Here is a 24,113-nt window from a genome sequence, read left to right on the forward strand (position 1 = left end):
GTAAAAATAACCGTATATGTATTTTTATGCTATAATGCAATTATAAACGGACGTATGAAACTTATCTTATTGCATGAAAGAAGTGTTTATTTGAGTTTATATGTAGCGTATGTATTGGTAGGTCTTGCGATTGCCATGCCTGTTGGGGCCATCACTGTAGAAATGACAAAGCAAGGACTAAAAAATGGCTTTATGCATGGTTGGGCTGTTGGGCTTGGTGGTATGACAATTGATATTGTATTGGTTTTTGCATTGTATATGGGACTAGCGTCCATCTTAGCAATGCCTATCATTCAAATTCCTATGTGGATTATAGGGGCTGGCTTTTTATTCCTTCTAGGGCTGGATTCTATAAAAAATGCTGATCATGATATTACGCTTGCAGGAGAGAAAGTGACAAAATCATTTTTTACTTCTTATCGTAACGGCTTACTAGTTGCAGTTTCACCTGGAAATCTAGTATTCTGGGTAAATGTTTTTGGCGTTGTACTAGCTAAATCATATGGCCAGGGAGAGTCAGCAAACTTTTTAGTGATCGCTGCAGGGGTTCTGAGTGGCATATTGTTGCATGATATTGGCTTGATGACCATTGTTTCAGTTACCCGTAAAGCGATGAGTCGTAAGGTCATTAAGTCGCTTACAATGTTAGCGGGTGTATTACTTATTTGCTTTGCCGGATATTTTATCTATGAATTTATACAAGCTATTAAGATTTATATATGAAAAGTGCGATCCTAAGAGATCGCACTTTTTCATTTATCCTGTATCATTTTATGCTGAAATCTCGGCATTTTCATGGATACAAGCTAAAATTTCTTTTGCTACTTGATGTGCTAAAGAAAGTTCAGAAGTGAAGCCTACACATGAACAATTCATTTCTCCTAAAATATAGCAATCTTCGCCAGCTTCGTTTGTATCAAGCATGAAATCGGCAGTCCATATAAGTGGTAATGCATAATTACCCAGTAAACTAGTTACAAGAGGTAGCTGTGTTAAAAAGTTATGGACAAGCTCTTCCCAATCCTCTGGTGCATCATAGCGATAATGCGCGCCTGAGAACAGTGTTGCACTAAATGCGTCCTCAGAATCTGCCGGTTTTTTATGTACTACGTGAACGGGTTTATCTCGTAACATTAATAAGCGGATTTCGCCTTCAGTAATACGAGGAAGGAAGCGCATATCAATTAGCATGCCATTTGGACCTGTAATATATTGCTCACAGAACGTCATGAAGTCGCTAAGTTTCCAATATTCCACATGATTATCCTTTGCTTCTGTACATTTGATCTCCGCATCAAGTGGCACTGTTGTAATTCCCTCAGCAAGAGGTTCAACCAATTTAACTCGCCATATACCTTCGCCAGTCGATCCACGATTTTGCTTTAGGACGCGTTCAGTAATAGCAAGAGAAGTAGGGAACTGAGCTTTAAATGCTTCAATTGTATAATAAGCAAATGTATCATCCGGCACTAAATTCGTTGAGGACAGCTTTGATAATGCATCTTTAGAACCATAACCAATCATTGCATCAGGGTGTGGCATACCGATGACACCCTCTTTACATAGTTCACGCAACATATCAAAGTACTCTTTTTCATGCTGTAAGTTTCCTGGATTAATACGTGAAACATAGGCAATAGCTTGTTCTTTGACGTAATTAAAAATTTCCTCTTTTTTTGTAACATCAAAGAAAATGACTTCTGCATCCTGTCCACGTTGTTTTAGCGCATTCACCATTGGCATTGTATCTTGTCGATAGCCATCAGGGCCCTTATCTGTACCGCCACGAACCTCGAAAAAAATAACCTTTTTATCCATAAAAATACCCCCTTGAATGATGATATTTTCAGTATAATAGACAGCTAAGGAAAAAGGATATAAATAATATGTAAATTTTATGTGGAAATTCATAGTTTATATATTATAGTTAGGAATTTATAACTAATAGTTTTGAAATTATCCTAAATTGGTTAAGTCTTCCTCTCTATTCTTTTTCTGAAAAACTGTGAGGTATAAAATCATGCAGAGAATTAGCATTGTCCCAATAAACTGAAAACCACCAAAGGCAATTTTAAGCCAGAAAACACTTGTAACAACAGCAGTTAGAGGCTCTAAGCTACCAAGTAAACTAGTTTCTTTTGGCGCTAAATAATGCAAACTTGAAATATAAAACCAAAATGCTAGCATTGTCCCAAAAACCACGATAAATAGAAAGTAAGCGATTGTCGAAAATGCCCAGTTTGACATATCAATTTGCCATGGTTGATGGAAAAGACTCATCACAATCCCACCAATAAGCATTGACCAGCCTACAACTAACAGTGAATGAAATTGTTGTAAAAGTGAGACGGCATATAACGTATAAAAAGCAGCCGAAAGACCAGATAAAATCCCCCAAAAAACTGCCATCGACGGCACAGAAAGTGTAGACAACGAACCATTTGTTAGTAATAAAAAAGTACCAATAAGTGTTAGAGTCACAGCTATCCCATCCTGCCTTGTCAATTGACTGTGCTTTGTTATTAAATAATAGGCCATAATAAAGAGTGGTGCTAAGTATTGCAATAATGTTGCTACAGCAGAGTTACCTATAGAAATCGACATCATATAAGTATATTGAACCGCTAGCATCCCAAGTAAACTAAATAATATTTGTCTAAAAGCATTGTACTTTGTTCGCCACATCACAAAAATAGACTCTTTACGATGTGTAATTTTATAGGCAGTTATCAGTAATAGGCCAGCTAAAAGAAGGCGACTGGAAACGAGCCAGCCAACCTCTATATTTTCCTGCTGAAATAGCTTTTGTGCGACGGTACCACCAATACCCCAAAAACTTGCCCCAAGAATGACTAGAATAAAACCAAGAGTACGATTTTTCTGTGCAGATTGATTCATCTTAAAACATCTCCTAAACTATCAATATAAAGCTATTATAAGGAATACTAAGCGCAAAAAATATCGATTTATAAGATTGAAAATATCAATATATTGAGGTGATCTAAGTAATGGTGTTAACTCATATTAAAATTGCGAAGGATTTACAAGAACTAACGTTGCATGGGAAGAAGGAATTTCCAGTTGCCTTATATGAGACAGTTTTGCGATTAGATAGTATGGATTTTTTACCGTTACATTGGCACAAGGAAATTCAATTTGTCTATGTGAAAAGCGGTCGTGTGGAATACAGAGTAGGAGCAGATGTCTTTATACTTGAGGAGGGAGAGGGGTTATTTGTAAATGCATCAGGTTTACATGAAGCAAAGCCTTTTCAAATAGAGCGGGCTACAATTTTCTGTATTAACGTGAACCCAGTGATATTAGGCGGACACAAGGACAGTATTTTTGCCACTAAATATGTGCTGCCGTATATAACGAGCAATAGACTGCCTTATGTAAAGCTTTCTGACCAATTGGCGCAAAAAATTGAATTCTTGGCGAAATTACTGCAAGAGCAAGCCGTTTTTTATGAGTTAAAGGTATGGAGAGAACTATTAGTCATTTGGGAAACTATTTTGTCACAATCAATGCTAACAGAAGAAATACTGGATCCGGCAATTATTGTCCAGCATGATCGAGCTAAGGAGATGCTTGATTATTTACATGCTCATTATCAAGAGAAGATTTCTTTAGAAAATTTAGCTGCACATGTTTTTCTAAGCCGTGCAGAATGTAGTCGGTTTTTCAAAAAAATGGTCGGCATGACACCATTCACATATTTACTACACTATCGTCTTCGCAAAAGTATGGAGCTATTACGTGATAGTGAGCAATCTATCACTACAATTGCTACAACAACAGGCTTTAGTACAGTAAGTTACTATATTGAAAAGTTTAAGAAATATACAGGATACTCCCCACATGTTTATCGTAAACAATTTTTTGATAAAGAGTAGTAGAACATAAAGGTGGAAAGAAGCAGAAGAGAATACTTACACGAAACATGATCGGATTTAGAGTTTAATTATCATTGCTTTTGCGATTGGGCAGAAAATGTAATTGATATTCGTGAGCAGTTCCCCCTAGAACGAGAGCTAACCTTAAAAATAGCTGAGGATTTAGGTATTAATCATCCTATTGACAAGAAAACAAATACTCCCATTGTGATGACTACCGATTGTTTCTTAACCATGCGAGAAGGCACTTCAATCGTTTATAAAGCTCGTACACTTAAACTTGAAAAAGACCTAAATGACGAAAGAATTATCGAAAAATTCGAAATAGAGAGGGCGTATTGGGAACAACAAGGAATTGAATGGGCAATTGTGACAGAAAAAGAGTTGCCTACAGCCTTTCTAAATAATTTAAAGTTTTTACGTGATGCATATTTTATTAATGCTGAGGAAAGCTTAACCTTGCTCATGGAAGAGTGAAACATATAGAATTCTTTGGATCGATTCAGGCAATGTCATTATGTACATTTTAGAGCTTAATAATCCTAAAGCCTTTCCTGCTCCTGAGTTGTGGAATTTCAGACTAGAGTCTGGTTTTACAATTTATTCTTATAATCAAGTTTTATAGTAATGCTACAATCCCTAAGTAACACAAACTTAGGGATATTTTAATTCAAGTTACCATTTAAAGCTAATTCATACGCTTTATGATAATGATACCTAACCATTCATCAGTGCTTAAGCCTCTTTTAGTAGAGATTTCTTTAGCACATTCGAATACGATTTCTTCAGACTCTTTGTATCCAAAGTAAGATTATCCAGGAATAATATTTCAAAGTACTTCAAGAGATTCAGCCATTTTAAACAAAAATGATTTATTTTAGTGAAAGCGGGGATAGGGGAGAGGAAGAACTATCCCTCTCCCCCTGACCCATTCACGACATGTACCTATGATCCACTTTTAAGTATTCAATCATTTTTTTAAAAAATCCGAATCTAGCAATACCTTTTGTACAAAAGATTTTAAGTTTTTACTTACCTTAATATATTGGAACGGATTTAAGTTATTGGAAAGAAATACGAGGTAGCGAAGCTTGCAATTACAGCTCTACCCAGCAACAAAAAAGTGGGAGTTAAGTCTACTGCACGTTCTCTTTACTAAGATGCAAGCCCTCCGCTTTTAACAGGAAAAATTAAAGGTTAATTGTGAAATAGATAGTTTAAAAAAGTTTAATGACTAAACGATACATCTATTCATGCCACTTATATTAAGAATGCTTACGAAATATTATCTTCGTAAGCATTTAATTATTGCACAAAATCAAATTGGCTATCCATTTGATTTGGAAAATTATTAGGTGGATCAATTCACTTGCTTTTACATTAAGTTTTGAAAAGATCCTTTACATGTTTTTGAAAAGATCCTTTACATGTTTTGTTGGTCTCCACCAAGTTTAAAAAATGTTATTACCGAAGTCCTCTTTTTTCATAGTTGAAGTATTTAGTAATTGTTCTACTAATTTGTATGTCAATACTCTCATTAAATCACCTCTCTTCCATTACATCTAGCTTAGTATTTCTATTGAAATGGTTTTTTATGTTCAAGTAATAGATAATGGTATTTCATGGGAAATGATTCCTAATTTCTCCAAAATTCATAAATATTAAACTATTCCTACTTTACACTATATAGGAAAATAATGTATAATTTACTTAATTTAATCCTAGATCTTTTGGATTACATAGAATTCCTTGCGTTCATTGGAAAAGTTGTTAGCCGTTAGGACAACAACGGTCTGAACAATGCGTCTATAGTGAATGTTCAAAGTTAATCAATGAATCTCTAAGTTATTAGTATCAGACTTTTAATGTTATTCAATTTGAATTTGATGGAGGTGTTTCGGCTTGATATTATCAGATAACTATATTATCGAACAGGAAAAAATAAGAAAGTTTGTTGATGAAGAAATTATTCCTCTTGCGGAATATCATGATCGAGAGGAAAAACTTCATCCGAAAATAATTAGTGAAATGAAGGAGCAAGGTTATTTAGGATGCGTTATTCCAAATGAATACAATGGACTTGGAATGGACCAAATTAGTTTGGCGATTCTAAATGAAGAAATAGGTCGGGGCTGTTCATCAACAAGAAGTATGTTAACTGTACATGGCATGGTTTCGCTAGCCATCTTAAAATGGGGGACTATTGCCCAAAAGGAGACTTGGTTGCCCAAACTTGCAATTGGCGAATTGATTGGAGCATTTGCATTAACGGAACCTAATGTGGGCAGCGATGCAAAAAATATTGAAACGAAAGCGGTGGAAGAGTGGGATTCTTTTGTAATAAGTGGGAAGAAAAAATGGATTACGCTTGGACAAATTGCTGATCTCTTTCTTGTCTTTGCTCAGGTTGATGGGAAGCCATCGGCATTTCTTGTAGAACGGGATAGTCTAGGAGTAAGTGTGAAACCTATGTCAGGATTACTTGGTGCAAGAGCTTCAATGATCGCTGAGATAACCTTTGAGGATGTTCGTATACCTAAAGAAAATATTATTGGTAAGGTAGGTACAGGACTGTCCCATATTGCGCTAACTTGTCTTGATTATGGACGATATACGATTGCTTTAGGTTGTGTAGGCCTTGGACAAGCATGTTTGGAGAATTCCGTAAACTATTCAAGGGAGCGTATACAGTTTGGAGCTCCATTGCATAAAAATCAGTTGATTAAAAAAATGATTACAGAAATGACCGTTAATCTAAAGGCAGCTAGACTCTTATGTTATAATGCTGGCCACTTAAAAGAAATAGGCGATCCTGATAGTATTATGGAGACCTGGTCTGCTAAGTATTTTGCATCAAGAGCAGTTATAAAAATTGCAAGTGATGCTGTACAAATCCATGGAGCTAATGGTTGCTCGAATCAATATCCAGTGGAGCGGTATTATCGAGATGCAAAAATCAATGAAATTATCGAAGGTACAACTCAAATACATGAGTTATTAATCTCAGCTGATACAATTAGAACTGTTTAGATACCTTGGTTATTTTAGGATAAAAAACTAGTTTGCGGTAAAGGTGGTATCGGTTTGGTAAGCTTAAAGAAAATAATCGTTAGCAGTATCCTCACTTTATTTGTTTTATTATTTGGAACGGTTCAACATGCTTTTGCTAATACTGAGATGAATTCCACAGCAAATAGTGTGAATTTCGATATCAGTCAATACGGGATTTTATTAATTATCATTAGTATCATTGTTGGTCTACTAACTGCATTCACTTTCTACTTTCTTGTGAAGTTAGTGATAGAGTTGATAAGGAAACAAAGAAATTTTATAAAAGCGGGCGCTGTTTACTACGTCACAAGGTTGCTTGGTTTGGTAGTGCTCTTAACATTTGTTGGTTATTCCTTTTATCGTGTTCCTGAAACATTTCTTGCTGGACTTACTTGGAGTGAATTTTACACGCAATTACCTGCTAGTGCATTATGGTCCGCCTATCTTATTTTAGCTCTCGTTGTTTTATTTTCTGGACTCATCGTGTTGGAAGCATTCTCAGAGAAGGTAAATGATAAATCCTATTTTTCTATTATCATTCTGAGTTTGTTGAGTGGTGGCTCTTATGCATTTGTCATGTTTGTTGTAAATATGGCGCTTAAGAATCAAAATGAGCTGAAATTTACATTAGGCATATATTTTGTGTTGGGCTTGGTCCTCTACGTTTTTTCTCAAAAGCGAGTTCGAAAGCAATTGACCATTATGACCAATAATTTGGTGTTCAATAAAAGACTTGAATTGATGAATAAATTATTAAAATCTCCCTATTATAAATTCGAAAAAGTAGGGAAAGAGAAGATCTTTACAAGTCTTAATAACGATACAGAAGTAATCAGTAACTCCATTGGGTTGATTGTTATAGGAGTTACTAGTACAGTAACAATCTTAATTAGTTTTATTTACCTCGGTATATCTAATATATATGCTTTGTTAACATCCGTATTTTTTGTAGTTATAGCTGGAATTATGTTAATTCTGGTTAATCAATCTGCACATCGTTTGTATAGTAAAACTCGAGATATTCAGAATACCTTCTTTAAATTTATTAACGATTTAGTTAGTGGCTACAAAGAATTATATCTTCATAAAGGAAGAAAAGAAGAATTCAGAGCAGAAATGATTCAGAGCTGTGATAATTATCGGAAAAAACGTACGGATGCTGAGTTGGTAGGGACAAATGTATATTTTGTTGGAGAGTTAATGGCTTTTATTATATTAGGAGGTCTAATTTTTTTACTTCCTATTGTGTATAAATCGATAAGTAATGTGACCTTAACGGATTATGTATTAATCTTTCTATTTTTGAAAGGACCAATTGACAATGTATTAAATATGATTCCTGGTATCAATCGTGTAAAGGTTAGTTGGCAAAGAGTTCAAGAAGTGTCAAAACAAGTTACATCATTAGAACAATCTCACATAGAAACTACCTCTAAATTACAACCGAAGAAAGAAATTTCACTCACATTTAAAGACATCTCATATACATATAAAAACAAAGAAAATGAGCAATTCACTGTAGGACCAATTAATTACACATTTAATACTGGCGAAATTGTGTTTGTTACAGGTGGAAACGGAAGTGGTAAATCAACATTAGGAAAGTTGATTACAGGTTTATATGCTCCTGATCATGGAGTAATTCAATTAAATGGTGAGAATACGCAGCCAGAACAAATAGGGCAATATTTTTCAACTGTATTTAGTGATTATTATCTGTTTAATCGTATTTATGGCATTGATTTTACGAAAGAGAAAGATAGAATTGAAACGCTGATGGTCAATTTGGGTATTGATGAAAAATTAAAAATTAATAATGGTGAGTTTAGTACTACAAAGCTCTCTACAGGACAAAGGAAGAGACTTGCTTTGCTTATTAGCTGTATAGATGATCGGCCAATTTATTTATTTGATGAATGGGCTTCTGATCAGGATCCCGAATTTAGAAAATATTTTTACGAAACCCTAATTCCTGAGATGAAGCAACAAGGTAAGGGCGTAATAGCGATAACCCATGACGATCGTTATTTTCATATTGCAGATAAGGTTATTAAGATGGAAATAGGAAAATTAGTAGATGAAACAAGGCAGATGGAAGTGGGGCAAAGGAATTGAAAATGAAATAGGCTTTCAAGACTATGATCGGAGGTAATGGATGGAAACTATAAAATTGGTTTGTTTTCCCTATGCTGGTGCTTCTGCGATGGTATACAACAATTGGAGAAAGAGCTTGAATTCCCGTATTCAATTGGTTCCGATTGAATTAGCTGGAAGGGGAAAGCGATATACAGATAATCATTATCAAGATTTTAATGAAATGGTAGAAGATGTTTATAGTATTGTGAAGGATCAGATAGATGAGCGGTCGCCTTATGCGTTATTTGGTCACAGTATGGGAAGTTGGCTTGCATATGAGTTAACTTACAAAATCATGTCTGAAGAACGTCATCCTCCAATGCATGTTTTTTTCTCAGCACGTAGAGCGCCTCATCTTACGAAAGATGAATTGGATATGAATGGGCTTTCAATGGAGAACCTTAAGGAAACGATTTTTAAATTAGGGGGTACTCCGAAAGAAATATATGAAAATGATGAAATGATGAATGCCTTTTTACCTATAATATACTCTGATTTCAAAGTGATGGGTACATTCGACTACGTGGATAGAGAAGAAAAATTGCCATGCGCTATTTCAGTGATGGGTGGAAAAGAGGATAAAGAAATATCTATATCCGATTTACTTCAGTGGAAAGAACATAGCCAGTTTGGATGTAAAATTTACAGACTGCCGGGAGGACATTTTTTTCAAAACGAAAATGTAGAACAGGTGACTACAATTATTAATGATCGATTAATTGGACAAACCCAAAGTTTATTTAACTAGGAGGTGGATTATGCATACAACACTGGTCCAGGCAATGATGGAAAGAAATAATGAAAATATTGGAATTACATTCATCAGAAGTTCAACAAAAGAAACATTTATTTCATATCAGGAGCTTCGAGAAAATGCACTGCAAATTCTTCACGATTTACAATCCGATGGGGTCAAACGAGGAGATTTACTGTTGTTTCAGATTGGCGATAATGAGATGTTCCTAAAAGTGTTTTGGGCATGTTTGTTAGGAGGAATTATTCCTGTACCGGTTACAGTGGGTACTACTAGTGATCATAAGCTTAAATTATTAAAAATTTGGGAATCCCTTGATCGTGCATACCTCATTACTGAAAAGCAACGTTTTGAAACACTTAAAAAAATGAAAGAAGACGAATCATACGAACAGATAATAGAAGAAATGGAAGAAAAGCTATTGTTGGTTGAAAATTTCACTTACTCTAATAAAGGGATTTTACATGAAGCAAAACCGGAAGATATAGCTTTCATACAGTTTTCATCTGGTTCAACGAATGATCCAAAAGGTGTTGAACTAACTCATCAAAATCTTATTACCAACATTAATGCCATTAATTCTGCAGTTGAGATTCATGCTGTTGATTCTGGTTTAAGTTGGATGCCCCTTACTCATGATATGGGGATGATTGGATGTCATCTTCTTTATGTGGTGACTAATAATAATCAATATAATATGCCTACAGAACTATTTATCAGAAATCCAATGCTTTGGTTAAAAAAGATCAATGAATATAGAGTTACGATAACTTGTTCCCCTAACTTTGGATTTAGCTATTTCTTACGTCGCATGAAACCGAAGATTTGTGAAGAATGGGACTTATCCTGTATTAAAGTAATCGTAAACGGAGCTGAGCCGATTTCTTATAGTTTAATAGATGAGTTTCTAACGACGATGGAGCGTTATGGATTGAATAGACGAGTAATTACAAATTGCTATGGCTTGGCTGAAGCAAGTTTAGCGGTTACTTTTCCTAAACTAGGAGACGGCTTAGCGGGAGTTGTAGTAAATCGACAAACGTTGAATATTGGACAAAAAGTAGAGTATTTGGATCAAAGTAATAATGGGAATGATTTAACAATCGTAGAGTTAGGAAAAGCAGTTAATGATTGTGAAATTAGAATATGCAATGAAAAAAATGAGGTACTTGGAGCTAAATATTTAGGATTTATACATATAAAAGGAAAAAACTTGACCAATGGATATTATAACAACCCAGAAGCGAAACGTAAGGTATTTATAGAAAATCAGTGGTTAAATACTCAAGATTTAGGCTTTTTTAATGAAGATGGAAGATTGTTCATGGTTGGTAGGGCAAAAGAAGTTATTAAATTAAATGGACAAAATTATTATCCAAACGATATAGAAAGAGTTGTTGTAAATATAGCCAATATCTCCCTAGAGAATGTAGCAATTTGTGGTTATTACAACTATGAAACAGAAACAGAAGAAGTACATTTATATATAGCTAATAGTGCTGTGTCACAAAAATTTGTTGAATTAGCTACCGTGATTGAAAGGAAAGTACAGCAAGAAATGGGGATAAAGATAAACAGGGTTATCCCATTAAAAAGGATTCCAAAAACGACGAGCGGTAAACCCCAAAGGTTCAAGCTTGTTGAACAATATCATGAAGGCGAATTCAACTCAGTCTTAACAGAAATGGACAACTTCCGAGCAGCGATGATGGTGAATATTGAGTTGGAACAATCAAAAGTTACAGAAACGGAGAAAAGTATCTTAAAGATTTGTAGAGATATATTTGAAAATCGAACAATTGGTGTTAGTAGTAATTTAGTAGAATACGGTGGCGGGTCAATTCAACTTGTTCAAATTCACGAAAGACTTGATCAATTGTATCCTGGTAAAGTTACCGCCTCGGATATGTATTCATGTAAAACTGTATCTGATATTGCAAGGCTAATTGACAGAAAAAATGCTATTCATCTAGATATGATTACGCTTCCGGCTGATTATTTTAATACAGGTAACATTGGTAAAAAAGAAGGGATGTTTGAAAGCCGGTTAGATCCTAATATAACGATGAACTTACTATCTATTGCTAGGGTAACTGGGATTAATACGATTGATATCTTCTCAGCAATGTACATGTATTTGTTTAATCAAGTTTCGAATGAAGCAAAAGTTACAATACAAACGCTTGTACATAATCAAAGTACCGTAGTACAGTTAAATGCTAATTTTGATCAGATAAATGATTTACATACTTTGTTCTTAAAAGTGAGTCAAAACAATCAAGATGAAAATATATCCACTTTTTCACTTGAGCAATTGGAGTATGTAGTAAATAGAAAAAATTCGAATGAAATCATACCAATGTTATCTAAAAAACATAATGGATTTCAGTATTATCAAACACTTTTTGTGTTTGATCTAGTCTTAGAAGTGTTTGAAGGCAAAGATTATATAGACTTGCTTTGCATATTTAATGAAGGAAGATTGAAAAAGCATAAAGTTAAGGAGCTTTTTAATCAGTTCATGCGATTAATAAATAACCTTTCTAATAAACGGGAGTTGTTTGTAGATTCAAATGCTACCTCTAACTCTAAGGAGGGGAGTAGAGCTTGAATAACTTTTCAATAGAACTAGATTCATTGTCTCTAAACGACAGTTTTAATAATAATGAGACCTATATCAAAGAAGTTAATAATAATGACATTGCTATTATTGGTATGGCGGTAAAATTTCCTATGGCTGATACACTCGACGAATATTGGAATAATATAGCGAATGGGATTAATTGCATTAGAGATTTGCCTGAGCAACGGGAACTAGATGCAAAGAATTATTTGAAATATAACGGAAAATCTGAAGATGCTAATTTTTTGATGAGTGCCTACCTAGAAGACATTGATAAATTTGACTATGATTTCTTTCGTATAACTCCAAAAGATGCTAGTTTAATGAATCCTGTTCAAAGGATCTTTTTAGAAGTCTCGTGGGCAGCAATAGAGAATGCTGGTTATGCTGGTGAAAAAATAGAGGGAAGTAAAACAGGGGTGTATTTAGGTTTTATCAGTGACTTGGAAGGATACAAGTACAAAGAAATGATACATGATCTTGATCCTCATTCACTTCCGATTTGTGTTGCTGGAAATCTATCTTCCATGGTACCAGCTAGAATTTCATATTTACTAAACTTAAAAGGTCCTAGTATGTTAATTGATACAGCATGTTCTTCCTCACTCGTTTCTGTCGATATTGCTTGTAAAGCTCTAAGGAATGGAGATTGCGATATGGCATTAGCTGGTGGAGCTAGACTCGGATTATTACCAATCGATAAAGAGTATTTTAAAATAGGAATCGAATCTTCGGATAGTTTTACTCGGAGCTTCGATGAGTATTCTGATGGTTCGGGTTTAGGAGAAGGGATTGCCGCGGTTCTATTGAAACCCTTACATAAAGCGATGCGAGACAATGATAACATCTATGCGGTAATTAAGGGAAGCACAACAAATCAAGATGGCCAATCCATGGGCATTACGGCCCCAAATCCTATTGCACACAAGGAATTGTTAACAGCGGGATGGAATGAAGCAGGTATTAATCCTGAGACACTAGATTATATTGAAGTTCACGGGTCTGGAACGAAACTCGGAGATGCTATTGAAATAGATGGTTTAAAAAATGCATTTGGTATGTACACAGATAAAAAACAATTTTGTGCGATTAGCTCTATTAAAAGTAATATTGGACATTTATACGAAGGAGCGGGTATAGCCGGACTGGTTAAAGCTGTGCTTGCACTGAAAAATAAGAAGATTCCGCCTTCACTACACTTCAACGTTCCTAACAAAAGCATTACCTTCAACGATTCACCATTGTATATCAATACTAAATTAAGAGACTGGGAACAGAAAGATTATCCAAGACGATGTGGAATAAGTTCATTTGGAATCAGTGGTACTAATTGTCATGTGGTTTTAGAGGAAGCACCTAAAGTAGAAACTACTTATGAAAAAGATGGATTACAAATACTCACATTATCCGCAAAAAAGCCAGAGTTAATTCTGAGGATGGTAGATAACTTATACCAACACTTGTTAAGTAACAGCAATATTAACTTTTCAGATGTCTGCTATACATTAAATACGGGAAGAAATCATTTTAAATGTAGGCTAGCCATTGTTGCTGATAGTACGTTTGAATTATTAAAGAAATTAAGACTATTATTACAATCTGGAATAAATGGACAAGTTAATTCAGGACATAAGGGTATTTATTATGGTGAACATCATCTTGTATCCGAAGAAAATGCTGTCTCTAGATTAGGGACAATAACCGAATCTACAAAACGAAGAATGGATACTGAAATCAATGAATTCATGGAAAGACATCTTGATAATTTAAGTCATTCAAATATTGTAGATCAAGTATGTCGTTCTTACATTGTTGGAGCTAAGATAAATTGGAATTTATTTTATAGGGATGGAACTTATTTTAAAGTGAATTTACCGGGCTATACTTTTGATAAAAAAAGATGTTGGCTAGATATTCCTGATTGGAGTTCCGTTTCGAAGGATGATACGAAAACCTACTATAAGATTAGTTGGGACAAGCGACGAAAGTTAGAGGCTAAAAACGATGAAGATGACGGGACTATAATTGTCATAAATCACTCAGAAACTTCTATGAATGAAATCATCTCCAATTATAAGAAAATGGGGAGAAACGTTGTTGAAGTTAGTTATGGAGACTCTAATTCAAATTTTGATGGTAACAGTTTTACGATTACAGGTTCAGAGGAAGAGTATACAAAACTATTTGAGCATTTGAGAAATAAGAGTCCAATAACAAAGATTATCCATGCTGCTTCCTGGAGTCAGAAATTTGAGAATACCATATCGATTCACGCAATAGATGATTCGATACACAAAAGTGTGGAGAGCTTACTATATTTAACTAGAGCACTAGTAAATGGCGGATTTGAACAAGTAATTGATCTGGTTATTATAACAGAAAATGCAAATGAGGTAGATGGGACAGAAGAAGTTATCAACCCTCTTCATGCGAGCTTAATTGGGTTTGGAAAAGTGTTAAGAAAAGAGCATCCGAATCTCAGAAGTCGATGTATTGATGTGGACAAGTTTACTAAGCTAGAAGACATGATAAACGAGTTAGAATCAGACGTGTCATCATACCAGGTTGCCTATCGAAGAGGGGAACGGTATGTGGAAGTGTTTAAAGAGGTTAGCTTAGAAGAGCAACCGCATAGGGAGATACCATTTCATCAGCAAGGGGTATATATGATAACAGGTGGAACCGGAGGTATTGGTCTGGAGGTAGCCAATTTTTTAAGTAGTAAACTTCCAATAAATATTGCTTTGCTGAACAGAACACCAATGCCGGATAGAAGACAATGGGACCGCATCATTGAAGAAAACCAGGATCGTAAAACAATAGAAAAGATAACACATATTCAACAAATAGAAAGTTCGGGCGCAATAGTTCAATGCATAAGTGTTGATGTCAGTAATAAAGAAGAAATGTCCATAGCAGTAAGTCAATTAAGAGAGAAGTTTGGTCGAATAAATGGTGTCTTCCATTGTGCTGGCGTGGGTAACCCAGGTGAGATTCTTCAAAGAGATATAGACCAGTTTTTACATGTAATAAGACCGAAAATTCATGGTACTAGAATACTGGATGAGCTAACCGAACAAGATAAGCCTGACTTTTTCATTCTGTTCTCATCTATATCAACCCTGTTTCCTGCTCATGGACAATCAGATTATGTTGCTGCCAATGCATTTCTTGATGCTTATTCCCAGTATAGGAATAAAAATGGTAAGCCAACGTTATCCATCAATTGGACAACCTGGAGGGAAACTGGCATGGCGTTCAACCAAGGATTCGTAATTGATACTATGTTTAATACGATGACTAGTAAACAAGCGATGCGGTGTTTGGATGAGGTAATGTCTAGAGATATTAAAAATGTATTAATTGGGAAGATGAACGATCAATGGGATTTAATGCAAGCGATTGAAAGCAGTTTATTCGAAGTATCTCCTGCAATTAAGCAGTGGGTACAGCGACGAACTCTTAACAAAAAACAGAAAAACATAAGAACACAGGAAAGTATCAGAAATACAGTTAAGTTGTTAGGAGAAGAAAATTTTAATTATTCCGATATCGAGGTAACGCTTGCTAATCTTTGTAAGGAAGTACTTGGGTTCGAAGAAATTGATATATATGATAGTTTTTTTGAATTAGGTGCTGATTCGATTCTATTAAAGCGAATGTATTCACGACTTGAGGAAATTTATCCTGGGAAACTAATAATAGCGGATTTATTTGAATACTCTAGTATATCTCGTTTAGCAGAGTATATTGCTGGAAAGGAAACTGAGATTGTGGAGACAGTGAGGATACCTAAGGAAAATGTGAATATGGAAGAAGCAGTAAGCAATATCCTAGATGCATTGGATGAAGGAGATTTATCTTTGGATGAAATGCTGAAAAGCCTTGAAAAACTGTAGTGCTAGTCTTAGTGAGTGAAGGGTACTACTTAGGGAGAGTGGGATAGTATTCATGAATAATGTATATAAATTTATTGTGGAAAATATTAAATCTGGGAAAATAGACAGAAAAATGGCAGTCCAGTTACTATCCATGATGAAAAGTCAAGAAAACAAATCTGATACAGAAATAGCTATTATTGGAATGTCTTTAAAGTTACCTTACTCCGAAACTTATGATGAGTATTGGCAGAATATTATTAACAGATATGATTTAATTAATCCTTTTCCTGAGTCCCGAAAACAAGATATAGACGATTACTTTAAAAGTATTGGTAAATGGTCAGAGGATATCAGATATTGTGAGGGCGCCTTTTTGCAAAATATTGACGAGTTTGATAACGGTTTTTTCAAATTTTCACCAAAAGAAGCAAGTCTAATGGATCCGAACCAACGCCTTTTTATGGAAACAGCCATGAAAGCAATTGAAGACGCGGGATACGGTGGAGATAGGTTAGTCGGTACGAATACAGGGGTATTTGTCGGTTTTGCTAATACACTAAGAGATAGTTATGGACGAGTTATTTATGATAATGACCTGTCTGATCCTACAGCAATAATTGGTAATTTGTCAGCATTAATTCCAAGTCGCTTATCCTATTTTCTAGATTTAAAGGGTCCTAGTTTAATAGTTGATACAGCATGTTCCTCCTCTCTGGTATCTGTTGCTTTAGCCTGTCAAGCCATTCGAAGTGGTCAATGCGACATGGCATTGGCGGGGGGACTAAAGCTTAACATTATTCCATTGGATAAAGAAAACGAGAAAATAGGTTTGGAATCATCAGACTCTAGAACGAGGGCATTTGATGATCTTTCCGATGGAACAGGCATTGGAGAGGGCGTTGGGGTAGTCATGCTTAAACCATTACGGAAGGCGATTAGTGATGGTGACAACATACATGCTGTATTAAAGGGTTTTTCTGTCAATCAGGACGGTCAAAGTATGGGTATTACCGCCCCAAATCCAGCAGCACATACTGATGTCTTGGTTAATGCTTGGAAAGATGCCAATATTAACCCAGAAGATTTGGATTATATTGAGACTCATGGAACTGGCACGAACATCGGTGATCCTATTGAAATTAAAGGTATTCACGATGCGTTCCGCAAGTATACGAACAAATCTCAATTTTGTGGGGTAACCTCTGTAAAGTCGAATATGGGCCATTTATATGAGGGGGCTGGGATAGCCAACTTAATTAAAGCGGTAATGGCATTGAAGCAGAAGCGAATACCGCCATCCATTTATTTTAACAAACCTAATCAATCAATCAACTTTGTAAATTCACCTGTTTATGTCAATACACAAGGAAAGCCTTGGCATCCTACTTCAAGACCTAGACTTTGTGGCGTGAGTTCATTTGGAGTAGGTGGTACGAATTGCCATATGGTTCTCGAAGAAGCGCCTGAACAGGTAGATGATGAACACATAACAGAAAATGATCAAGAGTATGTCTTTACACTTTCAGCTAAAAGTAAAGAAGCTTTTAATAATTTGCTCGAGAGCTATAAACAATATTCTATAGAAGAACACTCATCGGATATTAGGGATATTTGCTACACTTCTTCGGTAGGAAGAGGTCATTATGAATATAGGCTTGCTCTAATAGTTAATAGTCTCGAAGACTTAAAAACGAAGTTGAATGCGATAAATCCAGAAAGCATTTCCAATCAACACAAGATGTACTCTGGTCATCATAAAGTTGTTTCCAAGCTATTAGATTCTAACGGATCCCAACAAAATTATATAACAAAGAAAGAGGTAGAATCTCTAAGTCGAACAGCCTCTCAGTTGATGATTGAGGCAGAAGTAAATGGAGGTTTGGATGTTCATAATATCAAGAGATTATGTGAACTCTATACCAATGGTGCAGTGATTGACTGGATGATGCTGTATCAGGACGACAGAAAGAGAATCGTAAATCTTCCCACATATTGCTTTGATAGACATCGGAATTGGGTAGTGTTGCCTGAGGCAAATCATGTACCTGATTCTATCGATTCTGATTTATTTTACACCATGAATTGGATAAGTGAAGATATTAACCAACCTAATCAGGAGAATGAACATAAGGCGATACTAGTACTAAAAGATAGTAGAGGGATTGGGGACGCTCTAGTAAATAAGCTAAGACTGGATGGGAAAACCGTTGTAGAAGTTGTGTTAGGGCAAGAGTTTAAACGGGTAAATCAAGACCTCTATGTTATAGGAAGTGGTGAAGCAAGCTATGATCAGCTCATCCAAGCAGTCAAAACTTATGAAATTACATCAATCGTTCATTTATTGACACTGCAAGAAAAATTTGAACAGCAGCTAAGCCCTGATAATGTGGATGAAGAGTTATCACAAGGGGTGTACAGTTTATTTTACCTTACGAGGGCAATCGTAAGGCAAGGTCTTAGTCAGAATATCTGGATAAACCTTGTCTCCGAATATGCAAATGAAGTGACAGGTAATGAGCGTCTTTTAAAACCAGTCAATGTATCTTTATTCGGAATGGGGAAAGTAGTTTCGCAGGAATATCCCAACATAAAGTGTAAGTGTATTGATATTGACGTTGATTCGTCAGCCAGTGACATCATTTTAAAAGAAATGAATCACCAGTCGAATGACTATCAAGTAGCTTATAGAGATGGCATAAGGTACCTTGAACAATTTACAGAAGTTAATGTAAACAATGTACCCAACAGAACCTTTAATATTAAGTCTGAAGGGGCTTATGTAATAACAGGTGGTACTGGCGGTATTGGTCTTGAAATTGCAAAGTATTTTGTAAAGAACCAAAACGTTAACCTTGCCTTAATTAATCGATCGGCTATGCCTGACCGTCAACAGTGGAAGGCAATACTGGCCGAAAGGAAAAATGAACAGTTATGCCATAAAATTCAAATGATCCTAGATATAGAAGCTTTAGGAGCAACTGTTTCATGTTATCAAGCTGATGTATCAGATGTATTGGAAATGAGTGTAGTTACTGAGGAAATTCGAAGGGATTACGGGGTTATTAATGGGGTTATTCATAGTGCAGGAAATCCTGGAGATGGATATATCCTAAGGAAAGAAAAAGAAATATTTGATTCTGTCATTGCTCCGAAAATTAAAGGAACGTTAGTTTTGGATCAAGTAACGGCAAACGACCAATTAGACTTTTTTGTTGTCTTCTCGTCCGGTGTATCCATTATTGGGGAAGTTGGGCAAAGTGACTATGTAGCTGCAAATGCTTTTCTAGATTCTTATGCAGCATATCGAACCAAACTCGGTAAGCCGACCCTATCAATTGATTGGGTCTCATGGAAAACGGTAGGTATGTCTGAAGAATACGGGTTTAATGTTGATCTTATTTTTAAAGCAATTGATACAGATTTAGCAATAAGTGGATTTGATACCGCTTTGAAGAAAGATATCAATCGGGTGTTAATTGGTGAGTTAAACATAGATAGCGAATACTTGTCCATGCTTGAAAATTTATCCTTCAGACTATCTAAAAAAACTAGTGAGGTGTTAGACCGAAGTAAGGAATACATTCGAAGTAGAAGAGAAGATAAAGCTAAGAAGCCAAATTATTCTCTACCTACAGATATAAAATTAGTAGGGAAAGACTCCTCGGAATATTCTGAGACCGAGATGAAAATAGCAGCAGTTTATAGAGAGATTTTAGGTTTCAGTGAAATTGATATAAATGATAGTTTTTTCGAACTTGGCGGGGATTCTGTGATGTTGACTCGTATGCACGCCATTATCGAAGAGCAATTTCCTAATAAGGTAAAAGTATCTGATTTGTTTGCCCATACATCTGTATCCAAATTGGCTGAATTTATAGACGGGTCTGAAGAAGGAATCACAAAAACGGTTCACGTACAAACAGAAAAGGTTAATACTGATGATGATATTGCCATCATCGGAATGTCAGTGGAGATGCCTTTAGCTGAGGATCATCAGGAGTATTGGCAATTGTTGAGAAATGGCACAGAAAATATAAGGAGATTTCCGTCATCAAGAAGAAAGGATATTGATGGTTTTCTATATTATATCGATGGAACTGAGCCAGAAGACCTGAAGTATGTTGACGGAAGTTTTTTAGATCATATTGATAAGTTCGACTATAAGTTTTTTAAAATGACACCTGCGGAAGCTAAGTACACGGACCCATTTCAACGACTTTTGATGAAGACTATTTGGAGAGCAATCGAAGATGCAGGATACGGTGGTGGAAAACTAGCTCAAACAAATACCGGAATATATGTAGGGTTTGCTAGCAGTTTTAAAGATTCATATCAAAGGATGATTTATGAGACAAACCCAGAAATGTTAGCTACTTCTGCGATTGGAAACATTACAGCAATGATGCCGACTAGAATCTCGTATTTCCTAGATTTAAAAGGTCCTACAATGGTGATAGATACAGCCTGTTCATCGACACTTGTAGCACTTCACACAGCTTGTATGGCAATAAAAAATAATGAATGTGATAATGCAATCGTTGGTGGGGTTAGAATTTCCCTAATGCCGCTAGACAGACAATATACAAAAATAGGAATAGAGTCTTCAGATGGACGAACACTTACATTTGATAATCATGCTGATGGTTCTGGGTTTGGGGAAGGTTCATCTGCCGTCATAATAAAGCCTTTAAAGAAGGCTCTTGCAGACGGTGATCATATTTATTCTGTTATTAAGGGAAGTGCGATTAATCAAGATGGAGCTTCTATGGGTATTACTGCTCCGAACCCAGATGCTCAAACAGAGGTCATCTTAAAAGCTTGGGAAAAGGCAGGTATTAATCCAGAAGAACTTGCATTTGTTGAGGCACATGGAACGGGAACAGCACTCGGGGACCCAATTGAAATTGATGCGTTACAACGGGCATTTAAGCAGTATACGGAGAAAAAACAATTTTGTGCAATTGGATCTGTTAAGTCAAATACAGGGCATTTATTTGAAGGAGCGGGCTTAGCGAGCCTTATCAAAGCGGCTCTTTCATTAAAAAACAAAGAAATTCCAGCGTCACTTAATTTTAACATACCAAATAACAAAATAAATTTTGCAGAATCCTCTGTTTATGTCAATACGAAATTGAAAAAATGGAACGGACAAGCAGAACGTATGAAAGGAGCTGTCAGTTCGTTTGGTTTTAGTGGCACGAACTGTCATGTCGTTTTAGAGGAACCACCTCTCAGAGAGGAATCACAGGAAAGTCCTGTACCAAATCTTCTAACGTTATCGGCTAGAAGTGAAGAAGCATTAAAACAACTAATCGTACAATACAAGAAGTTTTTCAACTCTACTCCATCATTGAATAAAACTAACATCTGCTTCACAAGTAACACTGGTAGAGACCATTTTAACTATCGATTAGCTTTAGTTGTGAACACTAGACAGGAATTGATCCAGCAATTTGAAAAGATTAATGTAAGTGATTTGAATAGTAATCCGAATGAGGGTGTATTCTATGGTGTATTCCATGAAATCTCAAGTGTAATTGGTGAATCGAAGAGTGGTCAATTAACGGCAAGGAAGAAACAGGAACTAAATCGAAAAGTGAAGGAAAAACTAGCTGATTTAGAACTAGCTGATGTAAATACTGAATTATTAGGAGAAGTTGGTCAGCTTTATGTAAGTGGGGCTGATATTGATTGGGAAGTTTTATATGATCAATCCAGTGTCCAAAAGGTTAGTTTACCGACATATATCTTTGATCAAGTTCGCTGTTGGTTAGATATGCCAGATGGTAGAAAAGCAGGCAGTATAACAGAGGAACCTGACCAGTTCTATACGATGGCATGGCAAGTTGAAAAGCTTAAGGGCAACTTAAAAAGAACGGAAGATAACAATGTATTAATCTTTAGTGGAGAAGATGAAAGAAGTAAAAAGGTAGTAGATTATTACAAGGAATCTGGAGTAAAGGTAATCCAAGTAAAGCTAGGTTCAGACTTTGAAAAAATAAGTAATGAACAATTCATGATCACAGGCCATCAAGAGGACTATGTCAAACTGTTTGATGAGTTGAAGTCAATAAAAATTAATAAGATTATACACATGTTTACTGTCGAGCCTAGATATAGTATGACGAATATTAATCAATTAGAAGAATCACAGCATATAGGGGTATATAGTCTATTTTATTTAACAAAATCGATAGCTTTACATGATATTACGTGGGAAATAGATGTAGCTTTAGTTTCATCTTATGTACATGAAGTTAATGGATTTGAAGAAGAAATTATTCCAGAGCAAGCTACTTTAGAAGGTTTTGGAAAGGTCGTTCGTAAAGAGCACCCTAATTTAATTTGTCGCTTCATTGATATTGATCGACATACTTCTATGGAGAGTCTTAGTAATGAATTGGATTCAGAAATCGAATGGTACAATGTTGCGTTCAGAAAAGATGTCCGTTACGTTGAAGTGTTTAAAGAGATTAATGAGTATATTGCTGATGAAAGACCAATCGAGATATCAAGTGATGGTGTGTATGTCATTACTGGTGGTGCTGGTGGAATTGGTCTAGAAGTCAGCAAATACTTAGCTTCTAATCAGAAAGTAAATCTAGCTTTACTGAATAGATCAAGTCTCCCACCAAGAGAAGATTGGGATCGATTCAATCAGATAGAAGAAGACCAATCAATCATCCGAAAAATCCGCGAATTCCAAGAAATTGAACAAAATGGAAGTGCCGTAGACTATTACAGTGTAAATGTTACAGATGAGATCGCAGTTGAACAAGTATTTTCTGAATTAAGGGAAAAGTATGGAAAAATAAATGGAATTGTACATGCTGCTGGGGTTGGAGGAGCCGAGCCGATTTCAACACGAACTATAGAGAATTTCAACCAGGTATTTACACCAAAAGTTCATGGGACATGGATACTGGATAAGGTTTCCCAATCTGATGATTTGGATTTCTTCCTATTATTTTCCTCCATTGCAACTATGTTTAGCATGCCAGGACAAGGGGATTATATTGCAGCGAATGCGTATCTCGATTCCTATACCGCATACCGCAACAAACAGGGGAAACGAACGATCACTATTAACTGGTCTACTTGGAAAGAAACCGGTATGTCAGTACATCATAACTTCAACATAGATACTTTATTCAAAGCAATTCTTACCAAAGATGCAATTAATGGGCTACAAAAGATTTTGAATCTTGATGTCCCACGGACGTTAATTGGTGAACTCAATTATGAAAGTAAAATCATATTCTTGCTAGATAAGTTTTCTACCAAACTTTCCGAAAAAATTCATCACAAGTTTATAGAGGTGACTGGACAGAAAATTAAAAAACAACGAAAGAAAAACAAAATGGACGACCATTCAGTAGAATTGGTTCTGTCTGGTAGAGATGAAGATGAATATATGGAAACCGAAAAAATCATTGCCGGTATTTGTAAAGACGTACTAGGTTTTGATGAAATCAATATTTATGATAATTTCTTTGAATTGGGAGCTGATTCTATACTGCTAACTCGTATGCATCAGCATTTAGATGAGAAATTCCCAGGTGCTGTAGCTGTGACTGACATATTTGAGTATACTTCCATTTTCGCTTTAGCCGAATACATTAATGCCAATCAAAAGGAGCAGGATTCGGAGCCAAATGTGATTAAGAAGCAAAAAGATATTGATCATGATGTGCGAAATATTTTCGATAGTATTGAAGAGGAAAGTTTGAGTATGGAGGATGCTATTAACCTGTTAAAGGATATATAGCATC

At 35.6% G+C, this 24,113-nt stretch carries 11 protein-coding genes; 9 read left to right on the forward strand and 2 right to left on the reverse strand.

The genetic code is table 11. The features are described 5' to 3' along the window. Positions 1-90: 90 nt before the first annotated feature. Positions 91-723, forward strand: coding sequence for a LysE family transporter (locus ACZ11_RS05110; RefSeq protein WP_049664258.1), 633 nt, complete (start codon positions 91-93; stop codon positions 721-723). 48 nt (positions 724-771) lie between these two features. Here the strand turns inward: ACZ11_RS05110 and ACZ11_RS05115 are convergent, their stop codons facing one another. Together ACZ11_RS05115 and ACZ11_RS05120 are read right to left on the reverse strand one after the other, a co-directional pair. Beyond that, a complete protein-coding gene (locus ACZ11_RS05115) occupies positions 772-1,818 on the reverse strand; it encodes a Cj0069 family protein (protein ID WP_049664260.1) in 1,047 nt (348 codons plus the stop codon). Positions 1,819-1,956: 138 nt separating this feature from the next. Further along, positions 1,957-2,898, reverse strand: coding sequence for a DMT family transporter (locus ACZ11_RS05120; protein ID WP_049664261.1), 942 nt, complete (start codon positions 2,896-2,898; stop codon positions 1,957-1,959). 110 nt (positions 2,899-3,008) lie between these two features. On the opposite strand from ACZ11_RS05120, the gene ACZ11_RS05125 reads away from it, so the two are divergent. The 8 genes from ACZ11_RS05125 to ACZ11_RS05160 all read left to right on the forward strand — a co-directional run bounded on the left by ACZ11_RS05125 (position 3,009) and on the right by ACZ11_RS05160 (position 24,109). Next, a complete protein-coding gene (locus tag ACZ11_RS05125; protein ID WP_049664263.1) occupies positions 3,009-3,896 on the forward strand; it encodes an AraC family transcriptional regulator in 888 nt (295 codons plus the stop codon). A gap of 102 nt (positions 3,897-3,998) precedes the next feature. Continuing rightward, complete coding sequence (locus tag ACZ11_RS05130; RefSeq protein WP_082172676.1) at positions 3,999-4,373, forward strand: TnsA endonuclease N-terminal domain-containing protein; 375 nt, start codon at positions 3,999-4,001, stop codon at positions 4,371-4,373. Between the two features lie 1,425 nt (positions 4,374-5,798). After that, on the forward strand, positions 5,799-6,926 hold the full coding sequence (locus ACZ11_RS05135) for an acyl-CoA dehydrogenase family protein (protein ID WP_049664264.1): 1,128 nt from the start codon (positions 5,799-5,801) through the stop codon (positions 6,924-6,926). A gap of 54 nt (positions 6,927-6,980) precedes the next feature. Further along, on the forward strand, positions 6,981-9,062 hold the full coding sequence (locus tag ACZ11_RS05140) for a cyclic peptide export ABC transporter (protein ID WP_049664265.1): 2,082 nt from the start codon (positions 6,981-6,983) through the stop codon (positions 9,060-9,062). Between the two features lie 40 nt (positions 9,063-9,102). Beyond that, entirely contained in the window at positions 9,103-9,831 is a 729-nt protein-coding gene (locus ACZ11_RS05145) for a thioesterase II family protein (protein WP_049664267.1), read from the forward strand. A 10-nt stretch (positions 9,832-9,841) separates the two neighbouring features. After that, positions 9,842-12,448: a non-ribosomal peptide synthetase gene (locus ACZ11_RS05150; RefSeq protein ID WP_049664268.1), complete on the forward strand. Its 2,607-nt coding sequence runs from the start codon at positions 9,842-9,844 to the stop codon at positions 12,446-12,448. Beyond that, positions 12,445-16,359, forward strand: a complete 3,915-nt coding sequence (locus ACZ11_RS05155; RefSeq protein ID WP_049664270.1) for an SDR family NAD(P)-dependent oxidoreductase — start codon at positions 12,445-12,447, stop codon at positions 16,357-16,359. The genes ACZ11_RS05150 and ACZ11_RS05155 overlap by 4 nt, the downstream gene beginning before the upstream one ends. A 52-nt stretch (positions 16,360-16,411) precedes the next feature. After that, positions 16,412-24,109, forward strand: coding sequence for an SDR family NAD(P)-dependent oxidoreductase (locus ACZ11_RS05160; protein WP_049664271.1), 7,698 nt, complete (start codon positions 16,412-16,414; stop codon positions 24,107-24,109). The last annotated feature ends 4 nt before the right edge of the window (positions 24,110-24,113 follow it).

Origin of the sequence: Lysinibacillus xylanilyticus (genome assembly GCF_001183605.1) — a bacterium.
Lineage (GTDB): Bacteria > Bacillota > Bacilli > Bacillales_A > Planococcaceae > Lysinibacillus > Lysinibacillus xylanilyticus.